General features: G+C 63.3%; 27 protein-coding genes and 1 pseudogene. 23 read left to right on the plus strand and 5 right to left on the minus strand.

Annotated features, from left to right (window positions below; all coding sequences use genetic code 11):
• Positions 1-41: 41 nt before the first annotated feature.
• The 7 genes from AC5IJH_RS09255 (at position 42) to AC5IJH_RS09285 (ending at position 5,626) form a co-directional block, all read left to right on the plus strand.
• Positions 42-296 carry an acyl carrier protein gene (locus tag AC5IJH_RS09255; RefSeq protein WP_491902530.1) on the plus strand — a complete coding sequence of 85 codons (255 nt, stop codon included), beginning with the start codon at positions 42-44 and terminating at the stop codon, positions 294-296.
• A gap of 142 nt (positions 297-438) precedes the next feature.
• Positions 439-1,392: a pyridoxal 5'-phosphate synthase lyase subunit PdxS gene (gene pdxS / locus AC5IJH_RS09260; protein WP_491902531.1), complete on the plus strand. Its 954-nt coding sequence runs from the start codon at positions 439-441 to the stop codon at positions 1,390-1,392.
• A 75-nt stretch (positions 1,393-1,467) separates the two neighbouring features.
• Entirely contained in the window at positions 1,468-2,130 is a 663-nt protein-coding gene (pdxT, locus tag AC5IJH_RS09265; RefSeq protein WP_491902532.1) for a pyridoxal 5'-phosphate synthase glutaminase subunit PdxT, read from the plus strand.
• A gap of 2 nt (positions 2,131-2,132) precedes the next feature.
• Positions 2,133-2,891 (plus strand): cytochrome c oxidase subunit II, encoded by a 759-nt coding sequence (locus tag AC5IJH_RS09270; RefSeq protein WP_491902533.1) that lies wholly within the window; start codon positions 2,133-2,135, stop codon positions 2,889-2,891.
• Positions 2,888-4,603 carry a cytochrome c oxidase subunit I gene (locus AC5IJH_RS09275; RefSeq protein ID WP_491902534.1) on the plus strand — a complete coding sequence of 572 codons (1,716 nt, stop codon included), beginning with the start codon at positions 2,888-2,890 and terminating at the stop codon, positions 4,601-4,603. The genes AC5IJH_RS09270 and AC5IJH_RS09275 overlap by 4 nt, the downstream gene beginning before the upstream one ends.
• A gap of 25 nt (positions 4,604-4,628) precedes the next feature.
• Positions 4,629-5,390, plus strand: a complete 762-nt coding sequence (locus AC5IJH_RS09280) for a cytochrome c oxidase subunit 3 (RefSeq protein ID WP_491902535.1) — start codon at positions 4,629-4,631, stop codon at positions 5,388-5,390.
• 5 nt (positions 5,391-5,395) lie between these two features.
• The gene (locus AC5IJH_RS09285) at positions 5,396-5,626 is read left to right on the plus strand and encodes a copper resistance protein CopC (protein WP_491902536.1); all 231 of its coding nucleotides are present in this window, start codon (positions 5,396-5,398) and stop codon (positions 5,624-5,626) included.
• Between the two features lie 36 nt (positions 5,627-5,662).
• Here the strand turns inward: AC5IJH_RS09285 and AC5IJH_RS09290 are convergent, their stop codons facing one another.
• The 4 genes from AC5IJH_RS09290 to AC5IJH_RS09305 all read right to left on the minus strand — a co-directional run bounded on the left by AC5IJH_RS09290 (position 5,663) and on the right by AC5IJH_RS09305 (position 7,868).
• Entirely contained in the window at positions 5,663-6,073 is a 411-nt protein-coding gene (locus AC5IJH_RS09290; protein WP_491902537.1) for a hypothetical protein, read from the minus strand.
• Between the two features lie 59 nt (positions 6,074-6,132).
• Positions 6,133-7,158, minus strand: a complete 1,026-nt coding sequence (locus AC5IJH_RS09295; protein WP_491902538.1) for a metallophosphoesterase family protein — start codon at positions 7,156-7,158, stop codon at positions 6,133-6,135.
• 32 nt (positions 7,159-7,190) lie between these two features.
• On the minus strand, positions 7,191-7,403 hold the full coding sequence (gene thiS, locus AC5IJH_RS09300; RefSeq protein ID WP_491902539.1) for a sulfur carrier protein ThiS: 213 nt from the start codon (positions 7,401-7,403) through the stop codon (positions 7,191-7,193).
• A gap of 66 nt (positions 7,404-7,469) precedes the next feature.
• Positions 7,470-7,868 (minus strand): hypothetical protein, encoded by a 399-nt coding sequence (locus tag AC5IJH_RS09305; RefSeq protein ID WP_491902540.1) that lies wholly within the window; start codon positions 7,866-7,868, stop codon positions 7,470-7,472.
• A 295-nt stretch (positions 7,869-8,163) separates the two neighbouring features.
• Here AC5IJH_RS09305 and AC5IJH_RS09310 point away from each other — a divergent pair, with 295 nt between their 5' ends.
• The 5 genes from AC5IJH_RS09310 to AC5IJH_RS09330 all read left to right on the plus strand — a co-directional run bounded on the left by AC5IJH_RS09310 (position 8,164) and on the right by AC5IJH_RS09330 (position 11,223).
• Positions 8,164-8,571: an NADH-quinone oxidoreductase subunit A gene (locus AC5IJH_RS09310; RefSeq protein WP_491902541.1), complete on the plus strand. Its 408-nt coding sequence runs from the start codon at positions 8,164-8,166 to the stop codon at positions 8,569-8,571.
• Positions 8,572-8,574: 3 nt separating this feature from the next.
• Positions 8,575-9,072 (plus strand): NADH-quinone oxidoreductase subunit C, encoded by a 498-nt coding sequence (locus tag AC5IJH_RS09315; protein WP_491902542.1) that lies wholly within the window; start codon positions 8,575-8,577, stop codon positions 9,070-9,072.
• A gap of 167 nt (positions 9,073-9,239) precedes the next feature.
• Entirely contained in the window at positions 9,240-10,394 is a 1,155-nt protein-coding gene (gene nuoD, locus AC5IJH_RS09320; protein WP_491902590.1) for an NADH dehydrogenase (quinone) subunit D, read from the plus strand.
• Positions 10,391-10,726 carry a transcriptional regulator gene (locus tag AC5IJH_RS09325; RefSeq protein ID WP_491902543.1) on the plus strand — a complete coding sequence of 112 codons (336 nt, stop codon included), beginning with the start codon at positions 10,391-10,393 and terminating at the stop codon, positions 10,724-10,726. Before nuoD ends, AC5IJH_RS09325 begins: the two co-directional genes overlap by 4 nt.
• Positions 10,723-11,223: an NADH-quinone oxidoreductase subunit NuoE family protein gene (locus AC5IJH_RS09330; RefSeq protein ID WP_491902544.1), complete on the plus strand. Its 501-nt coding sequence runs from the start codon at positions 10,723-10,725 to the stop codon at positions 11,221-11,223. Before AC5IJH_RS09325 ends, AC5IJH_RS09330 begins: the two co-directional genes overlap by 4 nt.
• On the opposite strand, the gene AC5IJH_RS09335 is transcribed toward AC5IJH_RS09330, so the two are convergent.
• Positions 11,199-11,498, minus strand: a complete 300-nt coding sequence (locus AC5IJH_RS09335) for a hypothetical protein (RefSeq protein ID WP_491902545.1) — start codon at positions 11,496-11,498, stop codon at positions 11,199-11,201. The two genes, AC5IJH_RS09330 and AC5IJH_RS09335, sit on opposite strands and share 25 nt — an antisense overlap.
• Before the next feature lie 254 nt (positions 11,499-11,752).
• Here AC5IJH_RS09335 and nuoF point away from each other — a divergent pair, with 254 nt between their 5' ends.
• From nuoF to AC5IJH_RS09390, 11 genes and pseudogenes are all read left to right on the plus strand, one after another.
• Positions 11,753-13,066, plus strand: a complete 1,314-nt coding sequence (gene nuoF / locus AC5IJH_RS09340; RefSeq protein ID WP_491902546.1) for an NADH-quinone oxidoreductase subunit NuoF — start codon at positions 11,753-11,755, stop codon at positions 13,064-13,066.
• Complete coding sequence (locus tag AC5IJH_RS09345; RefSeq protein ID WP_491902547.1) at positions 13,063-13,254, plus strand: type II toxin-antitoxin system HicA family toxin; 192 nt, start codon at positions 13,063-13,065, stop codon at positions 13,252-13,254. The genes nuoF and AC5IJH_RS09345 overlap by 4 nt, the downstream gene beginning before the upstream one ends.
• Positions 13,251-13,469, plus strand: a complete 219-nt coding sequence (locus AC5IJH_RS09350) for a type II toxin-antitoxin system HicB family antitoxin (RefSeq protein WP_491902548.1) — start codon at positions 13,251-13,253, stop codon at positions 13,467-13,469. Before AC5IJH_RS09345 ends, AC5IJH_RS09350 begins: the two co-directional genes overlap by 4 nt.
• 22 nt (positions 13,470-13,491) lie before the next feature.
• Positions 13,492-13,803, plus strand: a pseudogene (locus tag AC5IJH_RS09355) (2Fe-2S iron-sulfur cluster-binding protein); the annotation flags it as partial.
• Positions 13,804-13,814: 11 nt separating this feature from the next.
• Entirely contained in the window at positions 13,815-15,839 is a 2,025-nt protein-coding gene (locus tag AC5IJH_RS09360) for a molybdopterin oxidoreductase family protein (protein ID WP_491902549.1), read from the plus strand.
• A gap of 123 nt (positions 15,840-15,962) precedes the next feature.
• Positions 15,963-17,018 (plus strand): NADH-quinone oxidoreductase subunit NuoH, encoded by a 1,056-nt coding sequence (gene nuoH, locus AC5IJH_RS09365; RefSeq protein WP_491902550.1) that lies wholly within the window; start codon positions 15,963-15,965, stop codon positions 17,016-17,018.
• 149 nt (positions 17,019-17,167) lie between these two features.
• The gene (locus AC5IJH_RS09370; protein WP_491902551.1) at positions 17,168-17,662 is read left to right on the plus strand and encodes an NADH-quinone oxidoreductase subunit J family protein; all 495 of its coding nucleotides are present in this window, start codon (positions 17,168-17,170) and stop codon (positions 17,660-17,662) included.
• A gap of 2 nt (positions 17,663-17,664) precedes the next feature.
• Complete coding sequence (gene nuoK / locus AC5IJH_RS09375) at positions 17,665-17,970, plus strand: NADH-quinone oxidoreductase subunit NuoK (RefSeq protein ID WP_491902552.1); 306 nt, start codon at positions 17,665-17,667, stop codon at positions 17,968-17,970.
• A complete protein-coding gene (gene nuoL / locus AC5IJH_RS09380; protein ID WP_491902553.1) occupies positions 17,967-20,117 on the plus strand; it encodes an NADH-quinone oxidoreductase subunit L in 2,151 nt (716 codons plus the stop codon). The genes nuoK and nuoL overlap by 4 nt, the downstream gene beginning before the upstream one ends.
• A gap of 2 nt (positions 20,118-20,119) precedes the next feature.
• On the plus strand, positions 20,120-21,655 hold the full coding sequence (locus tag AC5IJH_RS09385; RefSeq protein WP_491902554.1) for a complex I subunit 4 family protein: 1,536 nt from the start codon (positions 20,120-20,122) through the stop codon (positions 21,653-21,655).
• A gap of 2 nt (positions 21,656-21,657) precedes the next feature.
• On the plus strand, positions 21,658-23,178 hold the full coding sequence (locus AC5IJH_RS09390; protein ID WP_491902555.1) for an NADH-quinone oxidoreductase subunit N: 1,521 nt from the start codon (positions 21,658-21,660) through the stop codon (positions 23,176-23,178).

Genomic DNA, 23,178 nt, shown 5'->3' on the forward strand with positions numbered 1-23,178 from the left:
TGCCATCGAGGTCAAATGGATGGCACGCCCAGGGGAGTGGAATGCAAACGGCAGAGATCGACGACAAGCTGACGACCATCTTTCGAGACATCTTCGACGATGACGACATCACGCTTCGTCCAGAGATGACGGCCGCCGACGTGGCGGAGTGGGATTCCTTCAACCACATCAACCTGATCGTGGCGACAGAGGCGAAGTTCGGCATCAAGTTTCAGACGGCAGAGATCGAGTCACTCAAGAACGTCGGTCATCTCGAAGACCTGATTGCAAAGAAGCTGGCCGCCCTGGGCCGTTGAACGCACGTTGCATCGCCCTGCTGCAACGTACTCACCGCGTCTGCAGCAGGATGGAAACCGATCCGCTGACCGCGTGCATTCCGCTGTTAGACTGAAAAGTCAGTCGAAGCGGCGCGAAAGCCGCATCAGCGAGGTACGCACGATGAGCGAAAAGAACGGCAACCACAACGGCTCCAAGGCGAAGGGCGAGACAGAGACGAACGGACTGCGGCTGAAAACCGGTCTGGCCGAGATGCTGAAAGGCGGCGTCATTATGGACGTCACCGACGCGCGCCAGGCGGAGATCGCCGAAAAGGCCGGCGCCGTCGCCGTCATGGCGCTCGAGCGCGTGCCGGCGCAGATTCGTGCAGAGGGCGGCGTCGCCCGCATGGCGTCTCCGAAGAAGATTCGCGAGATCATGCAATCTGCTTCGATCCCGGTCATGGCCAAGTGCCGCATCGGCCACTTCGCCGAGGCACAGGTGCTGCAGGAGCTCGGTGTTGACTTCATCGACGAGAGCGAAGTGCTCACCATGGCAGATGAAGTTCACCACGTGGACAAGCACGCATTCACCACACCGTTCGTGTGCGGCGCGCGTGATCTGGGTGAGGCATTGCGGCGCATAGCAGAGGGCGCGGCGATGATCCGCACTAAGGGCGAGGCCGGCACGGGTGACGTGGTGCACGCGGTCAAGCACATGCGGCAGATCGTGAAGGAGATGCGCGGCCTAACTGTCCTGGGTGAAGAAGAACTCTTCGCCGCGGCGAAGGAGTTGCGCGCACCTTACGAGCTGGTCCGCATTGTGGCGAAGACAGGCAAGCTGCCGGTGCCGAACTTCTCCGCTGGCGGTATCGCGACTCCGGCCGATGCGGCGCTGGTTCGTCAGCTCGGGGCTGAGGCGGTGTTTGTCGGCTCGGGCATCTTCATGCACGACTCGTACACGTTTGCCGAGCCGAAGGAAGCGGAGATCCGCGCGCGGGCGATCGTGCGTGCGACCACACACTACGACGATCCCAAGGTACTGGCCGAGACGAGCGAGGAGTGCACCGGCGCGATGAAGGGCCTAGCGATCTCGGCTCTCGAAGCATCGCAGTTGTTGCAGACGCGCGGCCACTGATCTCAACCAAGCGCAAGCTGGATCAGGGGGTGCCGTCAACTGCGGCACCCTTTTGATCTTCCAGGAGTGGAAGCTTTGTCGGAACAGCAGCCAGCCAGCGGGCTGACAGGAACAGAAGCGGGGGAACGAGTCCGCATCGGTGTGCTCGCGATCCAGGGCGACTACGCAGCGCATGCGCGCGCGCTCGAAGCAGCCGGTGCCGCGCCGGCGCTGGTGCGCAAGCCGGAGCAGCTTGCGGCGCTCGACGGGCTGATCATTCCGGGCGGCGAATCCACCACCTTCCTCAAGTTTCTGGAGCGCGACGGCTTCTTCGAGACGCTCCGCGAGTTCACTCGTTCCACGCCCACCTTTGGCACCTGTGCCGGTTGCATATTGCTGGCCAGCCATGTGACCCATCCCGCGCAGCAGAGCCTCGGTGTGCTCGACGCAACGGTCGAGCGCAATGCCTATGGCCGCCAGATCGATAGTGCGATCACGGAGGCTGAGACGCACCTCGGGCCAGCGTACGACGATAGCCCGCTCGAAACCGTCTACATTCGCGCGCCGCGCATTCAGCAGATCGGCTCGGATGTGAAGGTACTTGCGGCGCGCGACGGCTTCCCTGTCCTCGTGCGCCAGGGCCACCTGCTGGCCGCGACCTTCCATCCAGAACTTTCCGACGACGGCCGCGTGCATCGCTACTTCGTCGACATGGTGCGGCAGGCTGTGGAGCAGAGGCGCGGCTCTGCACGGAGCTGAAGTTGCCCCTGCCGCTGCACCCCGCCGCGATTCTCAGCCCCTGGTGGATGCCGCCGAATGCGGCCGCGCACGGAGTCGTGCTCGATCGGCTGATGCGCTGGGATATCGCCGCCATGGCGGGCTGTTTCGTCCTGGCCAATGTGCTGCTTGTCTGGCTGATGTGGCGGCCGCGCCGAGAGCGGCGCGCGCCCTCCGCATGGCATGTCGAGTTGATCCCGCTGGCGCTTATCACCTTGCTATACGTCGCCATGACGGTGACAGCCGAGCATGTCTGGGCGAGCCAGCGGTTCGAAGGGCCAGCCCCTGCCGCGCTGCCCGTCGAGGTCGTGGGACAGCAGTTTCAGTGGTACTTCCACTACCCGGGCGTAGATGCCACGTACGGTCGCAGCCGTTCCGACCTGATCAATGCAGCGCTCGGAGATCCGCTCGGCCTCGACCCTGCGGACGATCACAGCCGCGATGACATCGTCGCGAGTGAGCTCGTCCTCCCCGTTGGCCGGGAGGTCGATCTTCAGTTGCGGGCACACGACGTGATCCACGGCTTCTTTGTGCCGCAGATGCGGCTGAAACAGAACGCCCTCCCCGGGCAGTTGCTGCACGTGCACTTCACGCCGGCCGCTGCGGGCACGTATCCCATCCTGTGTTCGCAGATCTGCGGCTCCGGGCACGCACGCATGCAGGCGCGGATGCGAGTCGTCTCTGCGGCAGAGTACGCAACCTGGCTGGCGCAGCACGCGCCGCATCGGGAGACCGCACAGTGAATCCTCGCGGAGCGACGGCCTCGATGGACGCGCGCAGTGCGTGGCGGCGCGTCCTCGCGCGCGTGTTCACGACGGACCACCGCATACTTGGCGTTCGCTACCTGCTGCTTTCGCTGGCTGCCGTCGCAGCCGGCACGCTGCTTTCGCTCGCCATGCGGATCCAGCTCGCATGGCCAGGGCTGCGCTTCCCCCTGCACGGCCCCATGCTGCCGGAGGAGTACCTGGCCCTGGTGACGATCCACGGCACGCTGATGGTTTTCTTCGTGCTGACCACCGCACCGCAAAGCGGCTTCGCCAGCCTGGTGCTGCCGGAGCAGATCGGTGCGCGGCGTATGGCCATGCCTCCATTGAATGCAGCTGGTTTCTGGATTGTGCTGCTGGCGTTGCTGGTGTTGCTCTCCGCGTTCCTGGTGCCCGCGGGTGCGCCCATCTCCGGCTGGACCAGCTACCCCCCGCTCAGCGCAGTCGCCTCGGCTGGTCCCGGCCAGGGCTATGGCATGGACTGCTGGCTCGTCAGCATCGGACTGTTCTCGATTGGCACATGGCTGAGCGCGCTTAACATCCTGGTCACGATCGTCACTGAGCGCGCACGCGGCCTCACGCTCAATCGCCTGCCGCTCACGGTCTGGTCGTGGCTGGTGTCGTCGCTGCTCATCCTGCTGGCGTTCACGGTGCTGTTCGCCGCACTGGTGCTGCTCCTGTGTGATCGGCATCTTGGTACGGCGTTCTTCATTCCGCAGGGCGACTGGGTCAGCGGCACGGTGGTCGGGCACGGGGACGGCTCGCCGCTGCTGTGGCTGCATCTCTTCTGGTTTTTCGGGCACCCGGAGGTCTACATCGCCATCCTGCCCGGGATGGGGCTGGTGTCGGGCCTGCTTGCGAACTTCAGCCGCCGCCCGGTCGTCGGCTATCGGTTGATGGCAGTGACTACTGTGCTGATCGGCCTGCTCGGGTTCGTGGTCTGGGGCCACCACATGTTCGTCAGCGGCATGAACCCGTACGCTGGCACTGCGTTCGCGCTCACCACGATGGCGATCGCCGTCCCGAGCACGGCCAAGGTCTTCAGTTGGCTCGGGACGATGTGGGGTGGCGGACTGCGCCGCACCACGCCGCTGCTGTTTGCTGTCGGTTTCGTTTCACTGTTCATCGCGGGTGGTGTCACCGGCCCGATACTGGCGCTCCCGGCTCTCGATACTTACCTGCACAACACCTTCTTCGTGGTCGCGCACTTTCACCTCATCATGGCGATGGCCGGCGCATTCAGCATCTTCGCCGGCGTCTACTACTGGTTCCCGCTGATGACGGGGCGCCTGATGAGCGAGCGGCTGGGGCGATGGCACTTCTGGCTGAGCCTGATCGGCGCTTACGGCAGCTTCTTCCCCATGCACCTGGAGGGGCTGGCCGGGCGCCCGCGTCACTACGCGCAGGTGACTGGATCAACCTCATCGCTTGCTGCGCTCCTGCCGTCGGAACGCGGCATCACATGGTCAGCGTTTCTTCTTGCTTCCGCGCAGGTCATTTTCCTCATCAATGTTCTGTGGAGCGCGCGCGCCGGTGAGGCCGCGGGCGAGAATCCATGGCAGGCCACGACCCTCGAGTGGCAGCCCGAAAGCCACGCCGGTATGGTCGAACGCGGGCCCTACGAGTACGGTGTCAATGATGTGGGATCGGATTTCACACCACAGTGGGAGCCGGTCGTCGAACAGGAGTAAGCTGAGTTCGGAACGGAGTGCTGCCATGCCCGCTACCTTCACCAGGTCGGTTGTCGACACAGAACGGGAACGGAAAGATACAGGGTTTGGCGGCCGGCCTCCAGTCGATCGACGGCCCACCGGTGGTGGCGGTGGGGACGAAAACTGGGAGAACCATCGGCACAATCGCGGCCCCCGGGCACTGCTCACGCGCTACCGTTTCGGCATCTTCTCTGCCCTCGCGGGCGACCTCATGTTCTTCATGGCCCTGGTGACGGCCTTCTTTTTCCGCCAGTCCTCCGGCCACTTTGATCCGCATGGCGCGTACCTGCTGGACTGGAAGCCGCTCGCCATCCCGCCAATCCTCTACCTGAACACGGCCATTCTTCTAGTATCGAGCGTCACCATGGAGATGGCACGCCGCCAGCTCTTCCGCGAAGTCGATGTCATGGAGGAGTGGCTGGGCATGGGCAGGCCGGCCGCACGGCGCGCGGCGCCCTGGCTGGGCGCGACCGTGGTGTTGGGCATCCTCTTCCTGGTTGGCCAGTGGATGGCATGGAAAGATCTGGCATCGCAGGGGTTCTTCTTCGCCTCAAACCCGAGCAGCCATTTCTTCTACCTGATTACGGGCGCGCACGGAGCTCACCTGATCTTTGGTGTGCTCGCGTTGGTCGCAGCCCTGGCTTCTCTCACGCTGCTGCGCCGCATGGAACTGCGCCAGATCTTCGTCGACTGCACGGCATGGTACTGGCACTCCATGGGCTTCTTCTGGGTGTTCCTCTTTGGCCTGCTGGCCTTTTGCCAATAGCTCGCATGCGCACGTTCTCTCTGTCCTTGCTGCTCACTTGTGCCACGTTCAGTGCGCACGCGCAAGGCTGCTCGATGTGCCGCGACACGACCGCCGGCTCTGCTCCTCAGGTGCGCGCCGGATTGCGCAAAGCCATCCCCGTTCTTGCAGTTCCGGCGATCCTGCTGTTCGGTGGTGTGCTTGCCGCCGCGCGCGCGTCTGACCGCTGGACGGGCGACGATGACGGGCAGCGTTAGCACGCCACCTCAGCCACTCACTCCGCGACGAGCGTTCTACTTTGAGTTCGCGTCATCGACGGTCTTGACCAGCGGAATGCCGTTCTGGCCGCTCGGGATGTAAACCGTCGTATGGTTGGGTGAGTTCGCCAGGGCTCGCTGCGACTCGATGGCTTCGTGCTGCAGGTAACGGTCAGTGAGCGTACCTGTGATGATCTGCTGGGCCCGCGCAATGCCCTCCGCCTCGACCACGCGGATGTCTGCCTTTTGCTTCTCAACCTGCACCAGTTGCGCTGTTTGCTGGATCTTCAGCTCATTCAGTCGGATCTGGTTCGCCTCGTCCTGCCGAGCCTGGTAGCGCCGGTAGGCAGGCAGGCCAAGTAGAAGGACCACGAGCACAGCGATCAGGCATGCAAGGACAAGACTGAAGTTTCCCGGGCGCAACCCGGTGCGGGATGGCTGAACCATGCTCTCTCCTGATTTCGACAGCGAAGGTGCGCGCCTACCCTAGCACGCATCCCGGGTGCTCAACGCGCCGTCTCGGTGAAGTGGTCCTTCTCAGCCAGCGAGTACTCGGCAGCAGTGGGATCGGCGATCTTGTACATCGTGCCCTCCGCCTTTTTGCCGTCGACCGTGAGCATGACGTAGTGGAAGACAGGAAAGCCCTTGTCCCGGTACTGATCCTGAGGTCCGCGGACTACGACCGGATAAGGCGCCGCGCCACCCCCACCGGTGATGAGGTGCGTGATCCCGTTGGACTCAAACCGCTCGTAGTTGTGAATGTGCCCGGAGACAACGATGAACTTCTGTCGGGCGGTGAGCGCGCGGGCTTCGAGGTAGCGCCGCAGGTTGATACCGTCCGCGCCTGGGATGTTCGCGATGAATTCAGTCTGGGTGTCAGCGATCAAGGGCACGTGCATCTGCAGGACGACAAAGTCGACTTGGGAGGGGATATGGTCGAGCTGATGCTTGAGCCAGTCAGCCTGCCGGCCCTCGGGCCACACCGGCTCGGTCGTGTTCAGGTTGATGAGCAGCACATTGCCGAGCAGAACCGAGTAGGTGCCATTACCGGCGATCTGAGGAAAAGCTCCGAAGAAGTTCTGCTGCCCGAGTCGCGCGTCGTGGATGACTTCGTGATTGCCGACGGTCGGAAACACGTGCGGATCGTGCGCCCATGAGGCAGCTTCGGTGTCGAAGACCTTCCAGTCGGCGGGACTGCTGCCCTGAAAAGGCAGGTCGCCCGTGAAAAAAATAGCGTCGGCGTGCTGCTCGCCTACCCGCTCAGCCAGCCATTTGCGGGCCCTTGGGTTGGTCACCCGGGTGTTGGCGGGGTTGGTAAAGCGCGTGTCCCCGTAAATGAGCAGGCGCAGCGGCTTGCCGCGAGGCAGATCTCTGAGTACAAACGTCGGCTCATCGGGGTGTTCGTAGGCGATCCGGGGTGGGGGGGCCGCCGCGAAGGCACGCACCACGACGAAAGCGGCGAGCGCCCAGGCGATCCAGCACCAGCCCCCTGCTCTCGAGTCCGACCTCGAGGCGAACCGGAACTGACCCATTGCAGCCGAAGAACCACCTCTGGCAAAGCCCGTCACAGCCCCCCGCCGACGAAGTGAACGATTTCAAGCCGGTCGCCTTCGGCCAGCGGCGTCTGCTCCCACCTAGCGCGCGGAGCGATGTCGCCGTTCCGCTCGATGGCAATCCGGTCCGGCTTCATCCCGAGCACCGCGACCAGTTCTTCGAGGGTCGCGCGCCCGGGCTCGAGCGAGAAGTCGCGTGCCTGTCCGTTCAGCACGATCTGCATAGGACCCCAGATTACCAGCGCCGCGGGTCTTATTAGCCCGAGCGTCACTGGGGACTGCAGTCGTGTTTACCGTGATCCAAACAAACGCTGCCGCAGTCGGTCAACCAGGGACGGCACGATCGGGGATTCGTAGTACACCTGTCGGTTGGCAGCCATCAGGATTTGAATGGCTTCGAGCCGGGGATCACTGTTGTGCACCGACGGCAGCGAGCCTGCGGCGTGCACGTACTCGTCGGCCAGGTATTCGATGGCGTGCCCGAGCACGGTTAGCGCGAAGCCAGCCTCTGGCGTGATGTGACGCCGCGCACTGCGCGTGCTGACGCCCGTGGAGGCGCTGTGCACCGCGGTGCGGATGACAGGGGTGGGGCGCGGCGTGGAAGCGGGGAGTGGTGCGGCCGCGGCCGGGCGTGAGGGTGGGACAGGCAGAGAGGCAGGCAGTGGAGCAAATACAGGCGATGTAGCCATACGTGAGGACCTCGAAAGAGTCTCTACTGTCGAGCACCATATCGGCGGCGCGCGGGGTTGGACAAGGACTTGCCTTCTTTTTTTTATTCGCCCTCTCCCAACCCGGGACGAGACGCCCTGATTCGGGACGGGTAACCTCTGCCCGGTCGGCGTCACGGATCGGTTTTGACCATAAACGCGTGCGTTTGGCACACGGCTTGACTGCCCCCTGTCCCACCCCTAATCTCGCAAGAGAGGGTTGGTGCGCAGAACGTAATCTCCCCTACGCCGCTCCGGCACCTCGTCAAAGGACCGCATGCAGACGCCAAATTACTTCTGGAACTATCTACCGCTTCTGCTGCAGATCCTCATCGCCGTCGGCATGGGTGCCGGAATGGTGATGGGCTCCTTCTTTATCGGCAAACACCGCCGGACTGCCGCCAAACTTTCGACGTATGAGTGCGGCATCGTCAGCGAGGGGGACGCCCGCGGCCGCTTCTCCGTCCGCTTCTACATGGTGGCGATGCTGTTCATTCTGTTCGACGTGGAAGCGGTCTTCATGTTGCCTTGGGCGGTGATCTACCGGCATCTGCCGGCGATCAGCGGCTCCCGCTACTTTGGCTTCTGGGAGATGCTGGTTTATCTCGGCTTCGTCCTGGTGGGCTTCTTCTACATCTGGAAGAAGGGCATTCTCGACTGGGCCGCTGACCGGGGGGACCTCTAGTCCATGTGGGATCGCGAGCATTACGACAAAGCGGCCGTGCTCGAAGCGCACGGCTCCAATCCGGCGATTGCCGCGCTCGAATCTGAGCTACCTGGCGCACTCGCGGATGCGAAGTTCGACCGGGGCGAGTTGACGCTCGAGATCGCACGTGAGCACATCCGTGCGGCTGCCCTGATCGTGCAGAAGTCTGGCTACAACTTCCTCGAGGACGTCACCTGCCTCGACCGCTTCCCTGCGGAGCCGCGTTTCCAGGTGACCTACCACATCCTCTCGCACAGCCTGAAGGCACGTGTGCGGCTGGCCGCGCTGGTCGACAGCCTCGATCTCGAGATCGACAGCATCACCCCGGTCTGGCCCTCGGCGAACTTCTACGAGCGCGAGGTCTTTGACTTGTTCGGCGTCCGCTTCGGCGGCCACCCCAACCTGCGCCGCATCATGATGCCCGACCAGTGGGAGGGCCATCCGCTGCGCAAGGACTACCCCGTGGAAGGCTACCGCTGATGCCGACGACGCCCGAGACCCCCGTCTCCCCTGCTCCTTCGAGCTCCGTTCCACCCGCGACCACCCCGGTCGACAGTGAGCGCACGCCGACCATGCCGTTCGCGGCCGGCTTCGAGATCTCGCCCTTGATCGAAGCGCGTCCTGAGGAGAGCGGACGCGATCGCACCATGATCCTCAACATGGGGCCGCAGCACCCGTCGACGCACGGCGTGTTGCGCCTGGTGCTCGAGATCGACGGCGAAACGGTGCTGCGCGTGGTCCCGGACATCGGCTTCCTGCACACCGGCATCGAGAAGACCTGCGAGGCGAAGTTCTATCAGCAGGTGGTGCCGCTCACCGACCGAATCGACTACCTCAGCCCGATGTCGAACAACCTCTGCTACTGCCTCGCCGTCGAGAAGCTGCTTGGGCTCGAAATACCGCCGCGCGGGCAGTATCTGCGTGTGCTGCTGAACGAGCTGACGCGTTTGCAGTCGCACCTGGTCTGGCTGGGCACGCACGCCATGGACATCGGCGCGCTGACGGTGTTTCTCTACTGCTTCCGGGAGCGCGAAGAGCTGCTCAAGATCTTCGAGCACCTCTCCGGCCAGCGCATGATGACGTCGTACTTCCGCGTGGGCGGCGTGGCGCTCGAGCCGCCGGTGGACTTCTATGAGCGGGTGCAGAACCTGCTCAAGATCATGCCGTCGAAGATCGACGAGTACCAAAACCTGCTGACCGGCAATCCCGTGTGGATTGGTCGCACGCAGGGTGTCGGCTACCTCTCGCCTGAGGATGCGATCGCGCTCGGGGTCACCGGGCCGCCGTTGCGCGCCTCCGGTGTCGACTGGGATCTGCGCCGCGACATGCCGTATTCGGGCTACGAGAATTTCCAGTTCAAGGTCCCCATCTCGACACAGGGCGATGTCTGGGCGCGCTACATCATTCGCATGGAAGAGATGCGCGAGTCGGTCAGGATCTGCCAGCAGGCGCTCGATGGCATGCCCACCGGGCCGCTGAAGGCCGACGCGCCCAAGGTGGTGCTGCCGGATCGCGAAGTGATGAAGACGCAGATGGAGTCGCTGATCTATCACTTCAAGATCGTGACGGAAGGCTTCGGTGTCCCGGTCGGCGAGGTCTACCAGGCGATCGAATCACCGCGTGGCGAGATGGGTTATTACGTCGTGTCCGATGGCACGTCCAAACCCTACCGCGTACATATGCGCAACCCTTCGTTTGCCACACTGCAGGCAGTCAACGCGATGTGCGCTGGACGCTTGCTTGCTGACGTCGTGGCGGTGATCGGCTCGATCGATATCGTCCTCGGAGAGATCGACCGGTGAGCGCGACCGCCATTAGCGACACGAAGCTCGACTCCGCGGTCAGCCGCGAGCTGTGGAGTTCGTTCGTCTCGCTCCTGCGCAGCTACACGGCTGCGCACAGCTTGAACGGCACACGCCAGGCGGTACTCGAGGTCAGCACGGATCGCCTGCTGGTGCGTGCGGGGGAGCGGCTGCTCACCATCAGCTTCGATGGTGACCACGGGTCTTTCACGCGCGAGGACGGAACGTCCGTTCCCTTCACCCTCGACGAGCACGGACGGATCGCGAGCAACGGCGTGACCGAGGAGATGGACATGGTGGCTGAGCGGCTGGCCCGGGAGATTTTGCGATGAGCACTGTACCGAACACCATCTTTTCCCCTGAACTCGCAGCCCGCTTCGACAAGCTGGTCACGATCTATCCGGTGCGGCGTTCGGCACTGATCCCCATGCTCCTGTACGCGCAGGATGAAGTCGGCGCGGTCAACGATCCGGTCATCGCCGAGATCGCCGAGCGTGTCGGGATCAGCGAGCTTGAAGTGCGCAACGTCATCAGCTATTACTCGCTGCTGCACACGAAGCCGCACGGCAAATTCCATGTGCAGGTCTGCACCAACATCTCCTGCATGCTGCGCGGCGGCAACGAGATGCTGGCTCACTGCAAGGGTCGCCTCGGCATCGGCAACCGCGAGACCACCCCTGACGGCGTTTTCTCGCTCGAAGAGGTCGAGTGTATTGGCGCCTGCTGCTGGGCTCCCGCTGTCCAGGTGAACTATGACTTCCACGACAACCTGACACCGGACAAGATGGACACCGTGCTCGAAGTTTATCGGGAGAAGGCAAAAGGCTGAGCGGATGCCGACTGGATCCTGGCCAGGTAGGCAGCATCGTCACTGGTGAGATCAATCCAGTCGTCGCTGAAATCCGCGATCTGGGCGCGAAGACTGACGAGAGGATCCGAGAAGAAGGTAAGGAAGAACTCGAGACCAGCGAGGATCGGGGCGATACATCGGACCATCCATCCGGGAACGTGGACTTGTTGAAGGAACGCAGGCCGGTAGTGGGAGAACTGGGGCACGGCGAGGATGCCAATGCCGATGAGGACGACACCACTGATGCCGCTCACGATCTTTCGTCTGGTCCAGCAGCGGCGGCAGATGGGAACTTCGATCCTGGGTTTCGAGCGCAACCAGCGCGTTCGGCGAAGAGATAACAGCGTTGTCGCCTCCGAATGCTTATCGCCACATCGGACGCATTCCGAAGGAAACGACAGTCCGAGGCGTGCGAAACGCAACGTAGTGTTCATGCGACGCGCACCTCGATGGTCCGCTCTACATTCCAGCCCAGCGGTCGCCCTATAATCAACGAGAAACGGAAAATATGCCTGAACTGGTTTCGCATCCGGAAGAAGTCAAGGTCATCTCGCGCCGCTGGGGCCAGGGCGCGGCGGATATCGATCGCTACATCGAGCTCGGCGGCTACCAGTCGCTGCGCAAGTGCGTCGAGAACGGCCCGGACTGGGCCATCGCCGAGATGAAGGCATCCGGCATGCGCGGACGCGGCGGCGCCGGCTTCCCCACCGGCATGAAGTGGTCGTTTGTGCCCAAGCAGAGCGCGAAGCCGAAGTACGTGCTCGTCAACGGTGACGAAAGTGAGCCCGGCACCTGCAAGGACCACCTGATCTTCCGCGAGGACCCGCACTCGGTCATCGAAGGCACGATGATTGCCGGTCTCGCGATCGGCGCGAAGATGGGCTTCATCTACCTGCGCGGTGAGTATCGCTACCTGCTCGAGATCATGGAGCGCGCGCTGGCGCAGTGCTACGAGCGCGGCATCCTGGGCAAGAACATCTTCGGTCTGGGGTTCGACTTCGACGCCGTGTCGCATACCGGCGCAGGCGCGTATGAAGTCGGTGAAGAGTCGGCGCTGATGGAGTCGCTCGAGGGCAAGCGCGGAGTGCCGCGCATCAAGCCACCCTTCCCCGCTGTTGTCGGCCTGTATGGCGGCCCCACGGTCATCAACAACGCCGAGACTATTGCCAGCGTGCCGTACATCATCGACATGGGCGGCGAGGCATATTCAAAGATCGGCACGGAACGCAACGGTGGCACCCGGCTGTTCGGGATCAGTGGCCACGTCAATCGGCCAGGCGTCTATGAGCTGCCGATGGGCTACAACCTGAAGAAGATGATCTACGAGGTCGCAGGCGGTATCCGCGGAGGCAAGGCGCTGAAGGCTGTTGTGCCTGGTGGTGCCTCCTGCCCGATCCTGCGTGCGGACGAGATCGACGTCGGGATGGACTTCGACCAGATGGGCAAGGCCGGCACGATGCTGGGCTCGGCCGGTGTGGTCGTGCTCGACGAGACAGTCTCGATCGTCGAGTTCGCGCTCCGGACAATCAAGTTTTACCAGCACGAGAGCTGCGGCTGGTGCATTCCCTGCCGTGAAGGCACGGACTGGCTGAAGAAGACGATGACGCGGTTCTACGAGGGCTTCGGCACGGTGCAGGACATCGACAACATGCGCTACCTCGCCGAGAACATGCTGGGCCGCACCTTCTGCCCGCTGGGCGACGCTGCAGCGATGCCGATGATCGGCTTCTTCAAGAAGTTCCGCGGTGAGTTCGAGGAGTGGATCGCAGCCAATCCGAGCAAGCCCGAAGCGCAGGCGCTGGTTGAGCTGGTTGGTGCTTGAAGTATCGCGAGTTCATACAGTTGATCGAGACAGATGGCTGGGTCTGGATCCGCACAACGGGCAGTCATCGACATTATCGGCACCCGGATAAGACAGGACTGGTCACAGTCGCGGGAACCGGCAACATCGATATCCCAAAGGGAACCCTCAACGCTATGCTCAAGCAAGCGGGGTTGAAGAGCCAATGAGGTACACCGTCATTTACGAGAAGTCTTCGAACGGGTACGGTGCGTATGTGCCCGATCTGCCGGGTCTGGCCGTGGTCGCTCCTACGCTCGAGGAGACACGCAGTCTTATTCTCGAGGGCATTCCCGCTCACATTCGTGAACTGCGCGAGCATGGCGAAACTGTTCCGGAGCCTACCTCTCGCGCAGAAGAGGTCGAGATCCCCGCGCTTGTTTAGGCACACGTACTAAAGAGAATTCATGGCTGACGTCAATTTCACTGTCGATGGCAAGCAGCTTTCCGCTCCTGCCGGCACCCTGCTGATCGAGGCCTGCCGTGCAGCGGGTGTCGAAATTCCTGCCTTCTGTTACTACCCCGGCCTCTCCCTACAGGCCGCATGCCGCATGTGCGTCGTGCGCATCGAGAAGATGCCCAAGCTGCAGACCGCCTGCACCACGCCCGTCACCGAGGGCATGGTCGTCCAGACCGAGACGCCCGAGATCGCGCAGGCGCGCAAGGCCACAGTCGAACTCCTGCTCGGCAATCACCCGCTCGACTGCCCGGTGTGCGACGCCGGCGGCGAGTGCGAGCTACAGGACATGACCTTCAAGTACGGCGCGCGACCTCGAAGTATGTCGAGATCAAGGCGCATCGCGAAGAGCAGCAGTGGTCGCCGGTCGTCTTCTTCGATCGCCCGCGCTGCATTCTCTGCTATCGCTGTGTCCGGATGTGCGGCGAGGGCATGGACGTGTGGGCGCTCGGCGTGCAGAACCGCGGCGTTGCAAGCGTCATCGCACCCAACGGCCAGGATCACCTCGACTGCGAAGAGTGCGGCATGTGCATCGATGCATGCCCCGTCGGCGCGCTCACCTCAGGTACCTACCGCTACAAGACGCGGCCGTGGGAGATGAATCACGTCTCGACCATCTGCACGCACTGCGGCGATGGCTGCAAGACTACCCTCGGTCTGCGCCGCTCGGACGACGGCATGGAAATCGTGCGCGGCGACAACCGCGACAAGAGCGGCATCAACGAAGACTTCCTCTGCATCAAGGGCCGTTACGCGTTCGACTTCGCCAATCATCCGGAGCGCATCACGACGCCCTTGCTGAAGCAGCCGGATGGCAGCTTCGCGGTCGCGACGTGGGAGCAGGCGCTCGACTTTGCAGGAAAGCGCCTCAGGGAGATCCGCGATTCGCGTGGCCCCGGCGCGATCGGCGTCATTGGCTCGAACCGCACCACCAACGAAGAAAACTACCTGCTGCAGAAGTTCGCGCGTACGGTGCTCGGCACAAACAACATCGACCATCACCGCACGGCGGACTACGTCAGCTTCGCTCGCGCGCTTGCAGGCAAGGGCGACCGTGCCGCCTCGCTCCGCGAAGCTGCGACTGCACCGGCCGTGCTGCTGCTGGGCAACGATCCGACCGAGCAGCACCCGCTCCTCGCCTGGATGCTGCGCCAGAATGTGCGGCTGAACCAGGCGAAGCTCTTCATCGTGAATGACGAGGCGATCAAGCTGCGCCGGCAGGCCAAGGGTTTGCTGCGTATTCCAGAGGGTGCGTACGCGGATGCGGTCCGTTTCCTCGGTTCGAATGACGACACGCTCGCCGGTGTTGAAGGCGCTGCCGAGTTCCGCGATGCGCTGCGTGCGGAGCAGAAGCTGCTGATCGTCTTCGGCTCGGAGTTCCGCGGCCACGACATCGATGCGCTAATCGCGTTCGGTCTATCCCTGCCCGACGCGCGCTTCGCCTGCCTCGCTGATTACGCCAACTCGCGCGGCGCGGCTGACATGGGTCTGCTGCCGGACATGCTGCCCGGCTACCGTCCCGTGTCCGCAGCCGGACCGTTCGCCGACGAATATCCCGACCTGCCCAACACGCCCGGCAAGGATCTGGTTGAGATGTTCGACGCAGCCGAGAGCGGCGAACTGGGTGCCCTCTACGTCGTCGGCGCGAACCCGGTCAAGCGCTACAACGTCGATCCCGCTGCACTCAAGAACACTTTCCTCGTCGTCCAGGAGATGTTCCTCACCGAGACCGCTTTGCTCGCCGACGTCATTCTCCCCGCCGCCAACCTCTACGAGAAGGCCGGCACCGTCACGAACAGCTATGGCGACCTGCAGCTGATCAAGAAGGCTGCCGATACCGCGGGCGTGCGCAGCGATCTTGAGCTGATCGTGCGGCTCGCCGAGCGCATGGGTGCCAACCCGCGCAAGCTCGTCCCCTTTGGTCGCGCTCTGCGGTCAGATATCGGTCAGAGCCGAGGCGCACAGTCGGGCGAGGTCGATCGCCACAACATCTGGTTGGCCGCGCGTCAGATCGAGCCCAAGGTCAGCCCCTTCGATCCCTTTGCCGTGCTCGATGAGATAGCGCGCCTCGTCCCGGGCTACGACGTCTCCCGACTGAATCTGTTCTCCGGCGGCGACGTTGCGACTCGTCTAGTGCAGATAGAGGGAGCGCCCGCCGACACCACTCGTCGTGACCTTGTGCTGCCCGCCGAAGACAAGCTCTTCACCTCGGGCACGCTCGGCCGCTACAGCGCCAAGCTGAACGAAGTGCACGAGCCCGCCCACCGCAAGCCGGCTGCAGAGACCGCTGCCGATTGATTCAATGACCTGCTGTTTCCCCTGCCCTGCGCATTCTCCTCGCCGACGATGCGCAGGCCCGCCGCATCCTCTGCTGCAGCATCATGTTGCGGTAGAGTGGATGGCAGAGAGCCAAGCGCAACCGTGACCTTCCTGACCTTCTTTGTCCTGAGCCTGATCAAGATCGCTGTCGTGCTGGTCGTGCTGCTCACCTGCGTGGCCTACACGGTGCTGCTCGAGCGCAAAGTGGTGGGCCGCATCCAGAATCGCTACGGCCCCAGCCGTGTCGGTCCCTTCGGCCTGCTGCAGCCGCTCGCCGACGGACTCAAGCTCTTCCTCAAGGAAGACATTATGCCGGCCGATGTCTACCGGCCGCTCTATATCCTGGCGCCTGTGATTGCGCTGGTCTGTGCGCTGCTGTCGATCGCGGTTGTGCCCTTCGGCGCGAATATCAAGTTCCACGGCGTCGACCTGTTTGAGATCGCCGACTTGAACATCGGGCTGCTCATCATCCTGGGCGTCACCTCGATCGGTGTCTACGGCATCGCGCTCTCCGGCTGGGCCTCGAACAACAAGTACTCACTGCTGGGCTCACTCCGCTCCAGTGCCCAGATGGTCAGCTACGAGCTTGCGCTCGGTCTGTCGCTCGTCGGCGTCGTGATGCGTGCCGGCTCGCTGCGGCTGCGCGACATCGTCGACGTGCAGGCCACGCATGGCCTGCTCTCGTGGAATGTCTTTGGCGGGTTCCAGTTCGTGGCGTTCTTTATCTATCTGATCTCTGCGTACGCTGAGACGAATCGCGCTCCCTTCGACCTGGTCGAGGCAGAGAGCGAACTGACCGGCGGCTACCACACCGAATATTCGTCGATGAAGTTTGCCATGTTCTTCATGGCCGAGTACGCGAACATGATCACAGTCGGCTGCGTCGCCACCCTGCTGTTCTTTGGCGGCTGGACGAGCCCGTTCGGCCACCTGCTGCCAACGCCGCACTGGATTGTGCTCCAGGCCCTGCTGCCGATCTTCTGGTTCGTGTTGAAGGTCTTCTTCTTCGTCTTCCTCTACATCTGGGTGCGCGGGACGACGCCTCGCTTCCGCTACGACCAGCTCATGAGCTTCGGATGGAAGTTCCTGTTGCCGCTCGCCATCGCCAACATCATCGTCACAAGTCTGATCTACGCGCCGTCGCTGCCCGGCCGGTGATGGCCGCGCCATAGGGTGGCGACACTGCGGTCACTGCGTCATCGAAGCACAAACATCGGTGCCGCCTTGATTTACTATGAAGCTCTGCTGTCACTCTGTCTCGCTGGGCCTATGCCCTGGCATGCACCTGCTGTCTGCACGTGAATGACATGTATCTAGCACTCTTCTTCATCTTCGGAGCACTGTGCATCGGGGGCGCCCTCAACCTGCTCCTGCAGCGTCACCCTATCAACAGCGCGCTTTCGCTGATCGTCGTCATGACGTCGCTGGCAGTCCTTTATCTGCTGCTCGGTGCAGAGTTTCTCGCCGCCGCGCAGGTCATCGTCTACTCGGGCGCAATCATGGTGCTGTTCACCTTTGTGATCATGCTGCTCAATGCGGGCGAGGAAGAGCGCACCCGTGGCAGCCGCGCGGCGTATCTGGCCGGGTTTCCCGGTGTGGCCGCGCTGGCCGGTCTGCTGACTTATATCTTCCTGTCGCAATCGAACCGGCTCGGCTCGGCGCGGCTCGGCGATCAGCTCGTGACCACCTCCGACCTGAGCCGGGTGCTCTTTCGCGACCTGCTGCTGCCGTTTGAGGTCACCTCGATCCTCATCCTGATTGCGATCCTCGGCGCCGTCGCCCTCGCGCGGAAGGAGCCCTGACCATGGCCGTGCCCATCGCCTACTACCTCGTGCTCAGCGCCATTCTCTTCTCGATCGGCGTCGCGGCCTTCCTGATCAAGCGCAACATCATCACCGTCTTCATGTCGATTGAGCTCATGCTCAATGCGGTGAATCTGACCTTTGTCGCCTTCGCGCACCAGTGGCATCAGGTCAGTGGCCAGATCTTCGTCTTCTTCGTGATGGTGGTCGCCGCGGCCGAGGCGGCGGTTGGGCTGGCCATCATCATTGCGATCTTCCGCACCCGGAACACGCTCAACGTGGACCAGGTGAACCTGATGAAACTATGAACGACAACAGCCTCCATCTCTGGCTTATTCCGGTTCTGCCGTTCATCGGCTTTCTGCTGAATGGTCTGCTCGGCCGTCGGCTGCCCCGCGCCCTGGTTGCGATCATCGCCCTGGTCTTTACTGCCGCGCCGCTCGTGCAGGTGTTGCGCGTGTACCAGGCCTTTCCCGCCCTCGCTCTGCCCCACGTCGAGCGCCTCGCTCCGTGGATCCAGACCTCCGGCTTTCATGCCGACTTCGCATTCGCGCTCGACCAGCTCACGCTGGTCATGCTGCTGGTGGTCACAGGCGTCGGCTTCCTCATTCATATCTACTCGGTCGGCTACATGGCGCACGAGGAGGGCTACTGGCGATTCTTTGCCTACCTGAACCTTTTCATGTTCTTCATGCTGACGCTGGTGCTTGCGGAAAACTTTCTGCTGATGTTCGTCGGTTGGGAGGGCGTCGGACTCGCCTCGTACCTTCTGATCGGCTTCTATTTCCAAAAGCACTCTGCCGCCAAGGCCGGCATGAAGGCGTTCGTCGTCAATCGCATCGGTGACTTCGGCTTTCTGCTCGCGATGTTTCTGATGATCGTGCACTTCGGCACGCTCAGCTTCGGCGAGGTCTTCGGCCAGATCGCGCAGCATCCGGAGTTGCAGGGCGGCTTCCTGACCGCGATCGCATTGCTGCTCGTGCTCGGTGCAACCGGCAAGTCGGCCCAGATTCCCCTCTACATTTGGCTGCCTGACGCAATGGAAGGCCCGACTCCGGTTTCCGCGCTGATCCACGCCGCGACCATGGTCACCGCGGGCATCTACATGGTCGTGCGCTCGCACGTGCTGTTCGACCGCGCACCGCTCGCGCTCACCGTCGTTGCCATCATCGGCGCGCTCACCGCCTTCTTCGCCGCGACGGTTGGCATCGTCCAGACGGACATCAAGCGCGTGCTCGCCTACTCAACGATCTCGCAGCTCGGCTACATGTTTCTTGCCTGCGGGGCGGCTGCCTACTCGGCCGCGATCTTCCACCTCCTCACGCACGCGTTCTTCAAGGCGCTGCTCTTCCTAGCGGCTGGTTCCGTCATTCATGCGATGGGCGGCGAGCAGGACATGCGCGCCATGGGCGGTCTCCGCCGCTACATCCCGGTCACCTTCTGGACCATGACGATGGGCGTCTTCGCGATCTCGGGGCTGCCGCCGTTTGCCGGCTTCTTCTCGAAGGACGCGATTCTCGCGGAAGTCTTCCGCTCACCCAACGGCGGCCCTCTGCTGTGGGCCGTTGGACTTGTGACTGCCGCGATTACGTCCTTCTACATGTTCCGGCTCTGGTACCTGACCTTCTTCGGCCGCTTGCGCGTCGACACCGCCAGCCCTGCCGCGCACCACGCCGAATCGCAGGAAGAGCATCACGGCGCAGCCGAGATGGATGCATCGCACGCGCCGGACCTGGCACACGCGCATGCGATCGGAGACAGACACGACCGCGCGCCGCACGGCGTGCACGAGAGCCCGTGGTCGATGCTGGTGCCGCTCGTTCTGCTCGCCATTCTCTCCGTCACCGGGGGCTGGCTGGGCATCCCGCATTCGCTCGGCGGCAGCGATCGCTTCGCGCACTTCCTTGAGCCGGTCACGCACGGTGTCGGCGTGCCGCCATCGTTCGAGCAGGTCTCGATCGCCATGCGCACCACGGGCGCCATGCCAGTGACCGAACCAGCGCCGCGCCAGGAAGACCCGCAGACCGAGCGGGTGCTCACCGGCTGCTCCGTGCTTGCCGCCATCCTTGGCTGGTTCCTCGCCGACCTGCTCTATCGCCGCAAGCCGCTGTTGCCTGCGCGCATGGCGGAAAGTTCGCGCGCTCTCTACGGCCTGGTGGCGAACAAATACTGGGTGGATGAAATCTACAGCATTCTCATCGTACGTCCGCTGCTCGTGCTCGCCCGCTACGGGCTTTGGGGTGGAGTCGATCGTGCGCTGATCGGCGGTGGTGGCCGTCTGCTCGCGGGCAGTGCTCAGGGTGCAGGTTCGATCCTGCGCCGCGTGCAGTCGGGCAACATCCGCTCCTATGCTGGCTGGCTCGCGCTGGGCGCGGCGGCCATCCTTCTGCTGTCCTTCTTCGGCTTCGGGGCGCATCTTCCTGCGCTCGCCGGGCACGGATGGGGAGGACGCTAGTGATGAACGGTCTCGATCACACCATCCTGAACTGGATCCTGCTCGTTCCCGCCGCGGGCGCCGTCGTTGTCTCGGTGCTGCCGAATCGCGGACGCATCGTGCAGCTCTGGACGCTTGCCGTCGCGCTTGTCACCTTTGCGCTCACCCTGCACCTGCCCGCGCACTTCGACACCGCGCGCACCGGCATGCAGTTTGAGTTCGATCGCTCCTGGATCGTGTCACCGCCGATCCGCTATCACGTCGGCGTGGACGGCCTCTCGATGTGGCTGGTCGTGCTCACGGGATTCCTGGCCCCTATCGGCGTGCTGGCCTCATGGCGTGCCATCGATACGCGCGTCAAAGAGTTCTACGCACTCTTCCTGCTGCAGCAGACCGCGATGCTCGGCGTCTTCCTCGCGCTCGACCTGATGGTTTACTACGCCTTCTGGGAGCTGTCACTTGTGCCCATGGCGATTACGATTGCCATCTTCGGTCGCAACCCGGGCAGCCGCGATAGCGCACGCGCCGCGATCAAGTTCTTCCTCTACACCTTCATCCCATCCGCTCTCTTCCTGGTCGCGATCCTCGCTCTTTACACGCGCACCCACACCTTCGATTACGCCGCTATCAGCGCAGCGCTTGCACAGCAGCCGACTCTGTTCTCAGCCAACGCCCTGCAGTGGATCTCGCTTGCCTTCCTCGTCGCGTTTGCCGTCAAAGTTCCCGTGTTCCCGCTGCACGGCTGGCTCGGTGATGCCTTCGCGGAGGCGCCGACGGCCATGGCGATGATCATCGCCGGCAAGCTTGGCCTGTACTCGCTGATCCGCTTCCACGTCGGCCTCTTCCCTGCCCAGGCGCATCGGGTTGCGCCGTGGATGATCGCGCTCGCCGTCATCGGCATCCTCTATGGCGCGCTGGTCGCGCTGGTGCAGATCGATCTCAAGCGCCTGCTGGCCTTCGCGACTATCTCGAGCCTCAGCTTCTGCACGCTCGGCGTCTACACCTTCGCGATCAACGGGCTCGATGGTGCAGTCTTCCACGTGCTCTCGGAATCGATTGCCGCTGCGGCCATGCTGGTGCTCATGGGCATTCTTTATGAGCGCTACGGCACCTACGATATCGAGCACTACGGCGGCCTGGCCGCGCGCACACCGCGGCTGGCGACCATGTTCGTCATCACAGTGCTCGCGCTGATCGGCCTGCCCATCCTCAACGGCTTCGTCGGCGAGTTCCTCACACTGTCGAGCGGCTTTGCCGTCAGCCATGTCTGGGGGGCGCTCGGCACAGTCGGCGTGATTCTCAGCGCGGGCTACATGCTCTGGATGACGCAGCGCGTCTTTTACGGTCCGGAGTCGCCGCTGGTGCACCGCACTCCCGCACGTGACCTGCTCGCGCGCGAGCACCTCACACTCTGGCCCATCGCCGTGCTGCTGCTGATCATGGGCGTCGCTTCCCCTTACTGGATTCGTGCGATCGATCGCGGCGTTCACCCCTACAGCCGACCCATCACGACTCAGCACATCATGACGACCGCCAACGCAACCGGAGAGGCTGAATAACGATGCAGCTCGCCCGCATCCTCCCCGAAGTTATCCTCACCCTTGCCGGCGTGCTGATCATGCTGGTGGATCCGCTGCTCCCTGCCACCGCTCACCGCAGGAGCATCGGCTGGTTCAGCGTCACCGCCATGCTGGCTGCCTTCGGTGCGAGCGCGTGGCAGCTCTCGCTTGCCCCCGGCACGGCCTACTTCGGCGTCGTGCAGACGGACGCCTTCAGCGGCTTCTTCCACCTGCTGATCTGCGGCACCGTCCTGGTCGCACTCCTGACCGCGATCGATTCGCTGCGCCCGACCACCGCGGACGTTGGCGAATTCTTTGCGCTCGTTCTCTTCGGCACCGTCGGCATGCTGCTGATGACCTCCGCGGTCGAGCTGCTGCTGGTCTTCATCGGGCTTGAGATCTCGTCGATCTCGACATACATCCTCGCCGGCTATCGCCGCCGCACCGGCCGCAGCCCCGAGTCGGCCATCAAGTACTTCCTGCTCGGCTCGTTCGCGACTGCCTTCTTCCTCTACGGCATCGCGCTCACCTTCGGGGCCACCGGCACTACCCGCATCGCAGCCATTGCCGCAGCGCTGCCCACCACGCAGACCCCAATCCTGGCCTGGACCGCGATCGGTCTCATCCTCATCGGGCTCGGGTTTAAGGTCTCCGCCGCTCCCTTCCACGTGTGGACGCCGGACGTCTACGAGGGCGCGCCGTCGCCCACTGTCGGCCTGATGTCGACCGCGCCCAAGGCCGCCGCCTTCGCCGTACTGCTCCGCATCTTCTACGGCGCGTACCCGTCGCTCCAGCAGCACTGGTGGGGCCTGTTCTGGGTCATGGCGGCGATCTCGATGACGCTCGGCAACCTCGCCGCGCTACGCCAGCAGAGTGTGAAGCGCATGCTGGCCTACTCATCGATCGCGCATGCCGGCTACCTGCTGGTCGCGTTCACCAGCTTCTCGCCCACAGCGATTGCCGCGGCCAGCTTTTACGCGCTCTGCTACGCCGCGATGAACGTCGGCATCTTCGCCATCATCAGTCACGCGGGCGGTTACGAAGACACGCTGTGGTCGATCTCCGATTACCGCGGCCTCGCGTATCGCTCACCCGTCCTCGCCGGTGCGATGGCATTCTTCCTGCTCTCGCTGATCGGCATTCCTTTCACAGGCGGCTTCTTCGCGAAGTTCTATGTCTTCTCCGCGGCGCTGGAGCAGGGCATGACGGGGCTCGCGATCATCGGTCTGATCAACAGTGGTATCGCGTGCTTCTATTATCTGCGGCTGCTGGTGGCGCTCTACAGCCGGCCTCTTGAGGGAGCACCCGTGCTCGCCGTGCCGCGCATGTCCTTCACACTGGGACTGGCCATCCTGCTCTCTGCTTCGGCAACGTTGCTGCTCGGAGTGGTGCCACGCGGCTCGCTCGACCTCGCGCAGCGCGGCGCCCGTACCTTGTTTACGGCAACTTTCCCGGCCACATTCCCGGTGATCAATCCGGAGCACACGCCGGTCCTGCCGGGGATCGCAGCCACAGCGAAGTAA

It is taken from the genome of Candidatus Dedyshia acidiphila (genome assembly GCF_051025295.1).
Taxonomy (GTDB): domain Bacteria; phylum Acidobacteriota; class Terriglobia; order Terriglobales; family Acidobacteriaceae; genus KBS-83.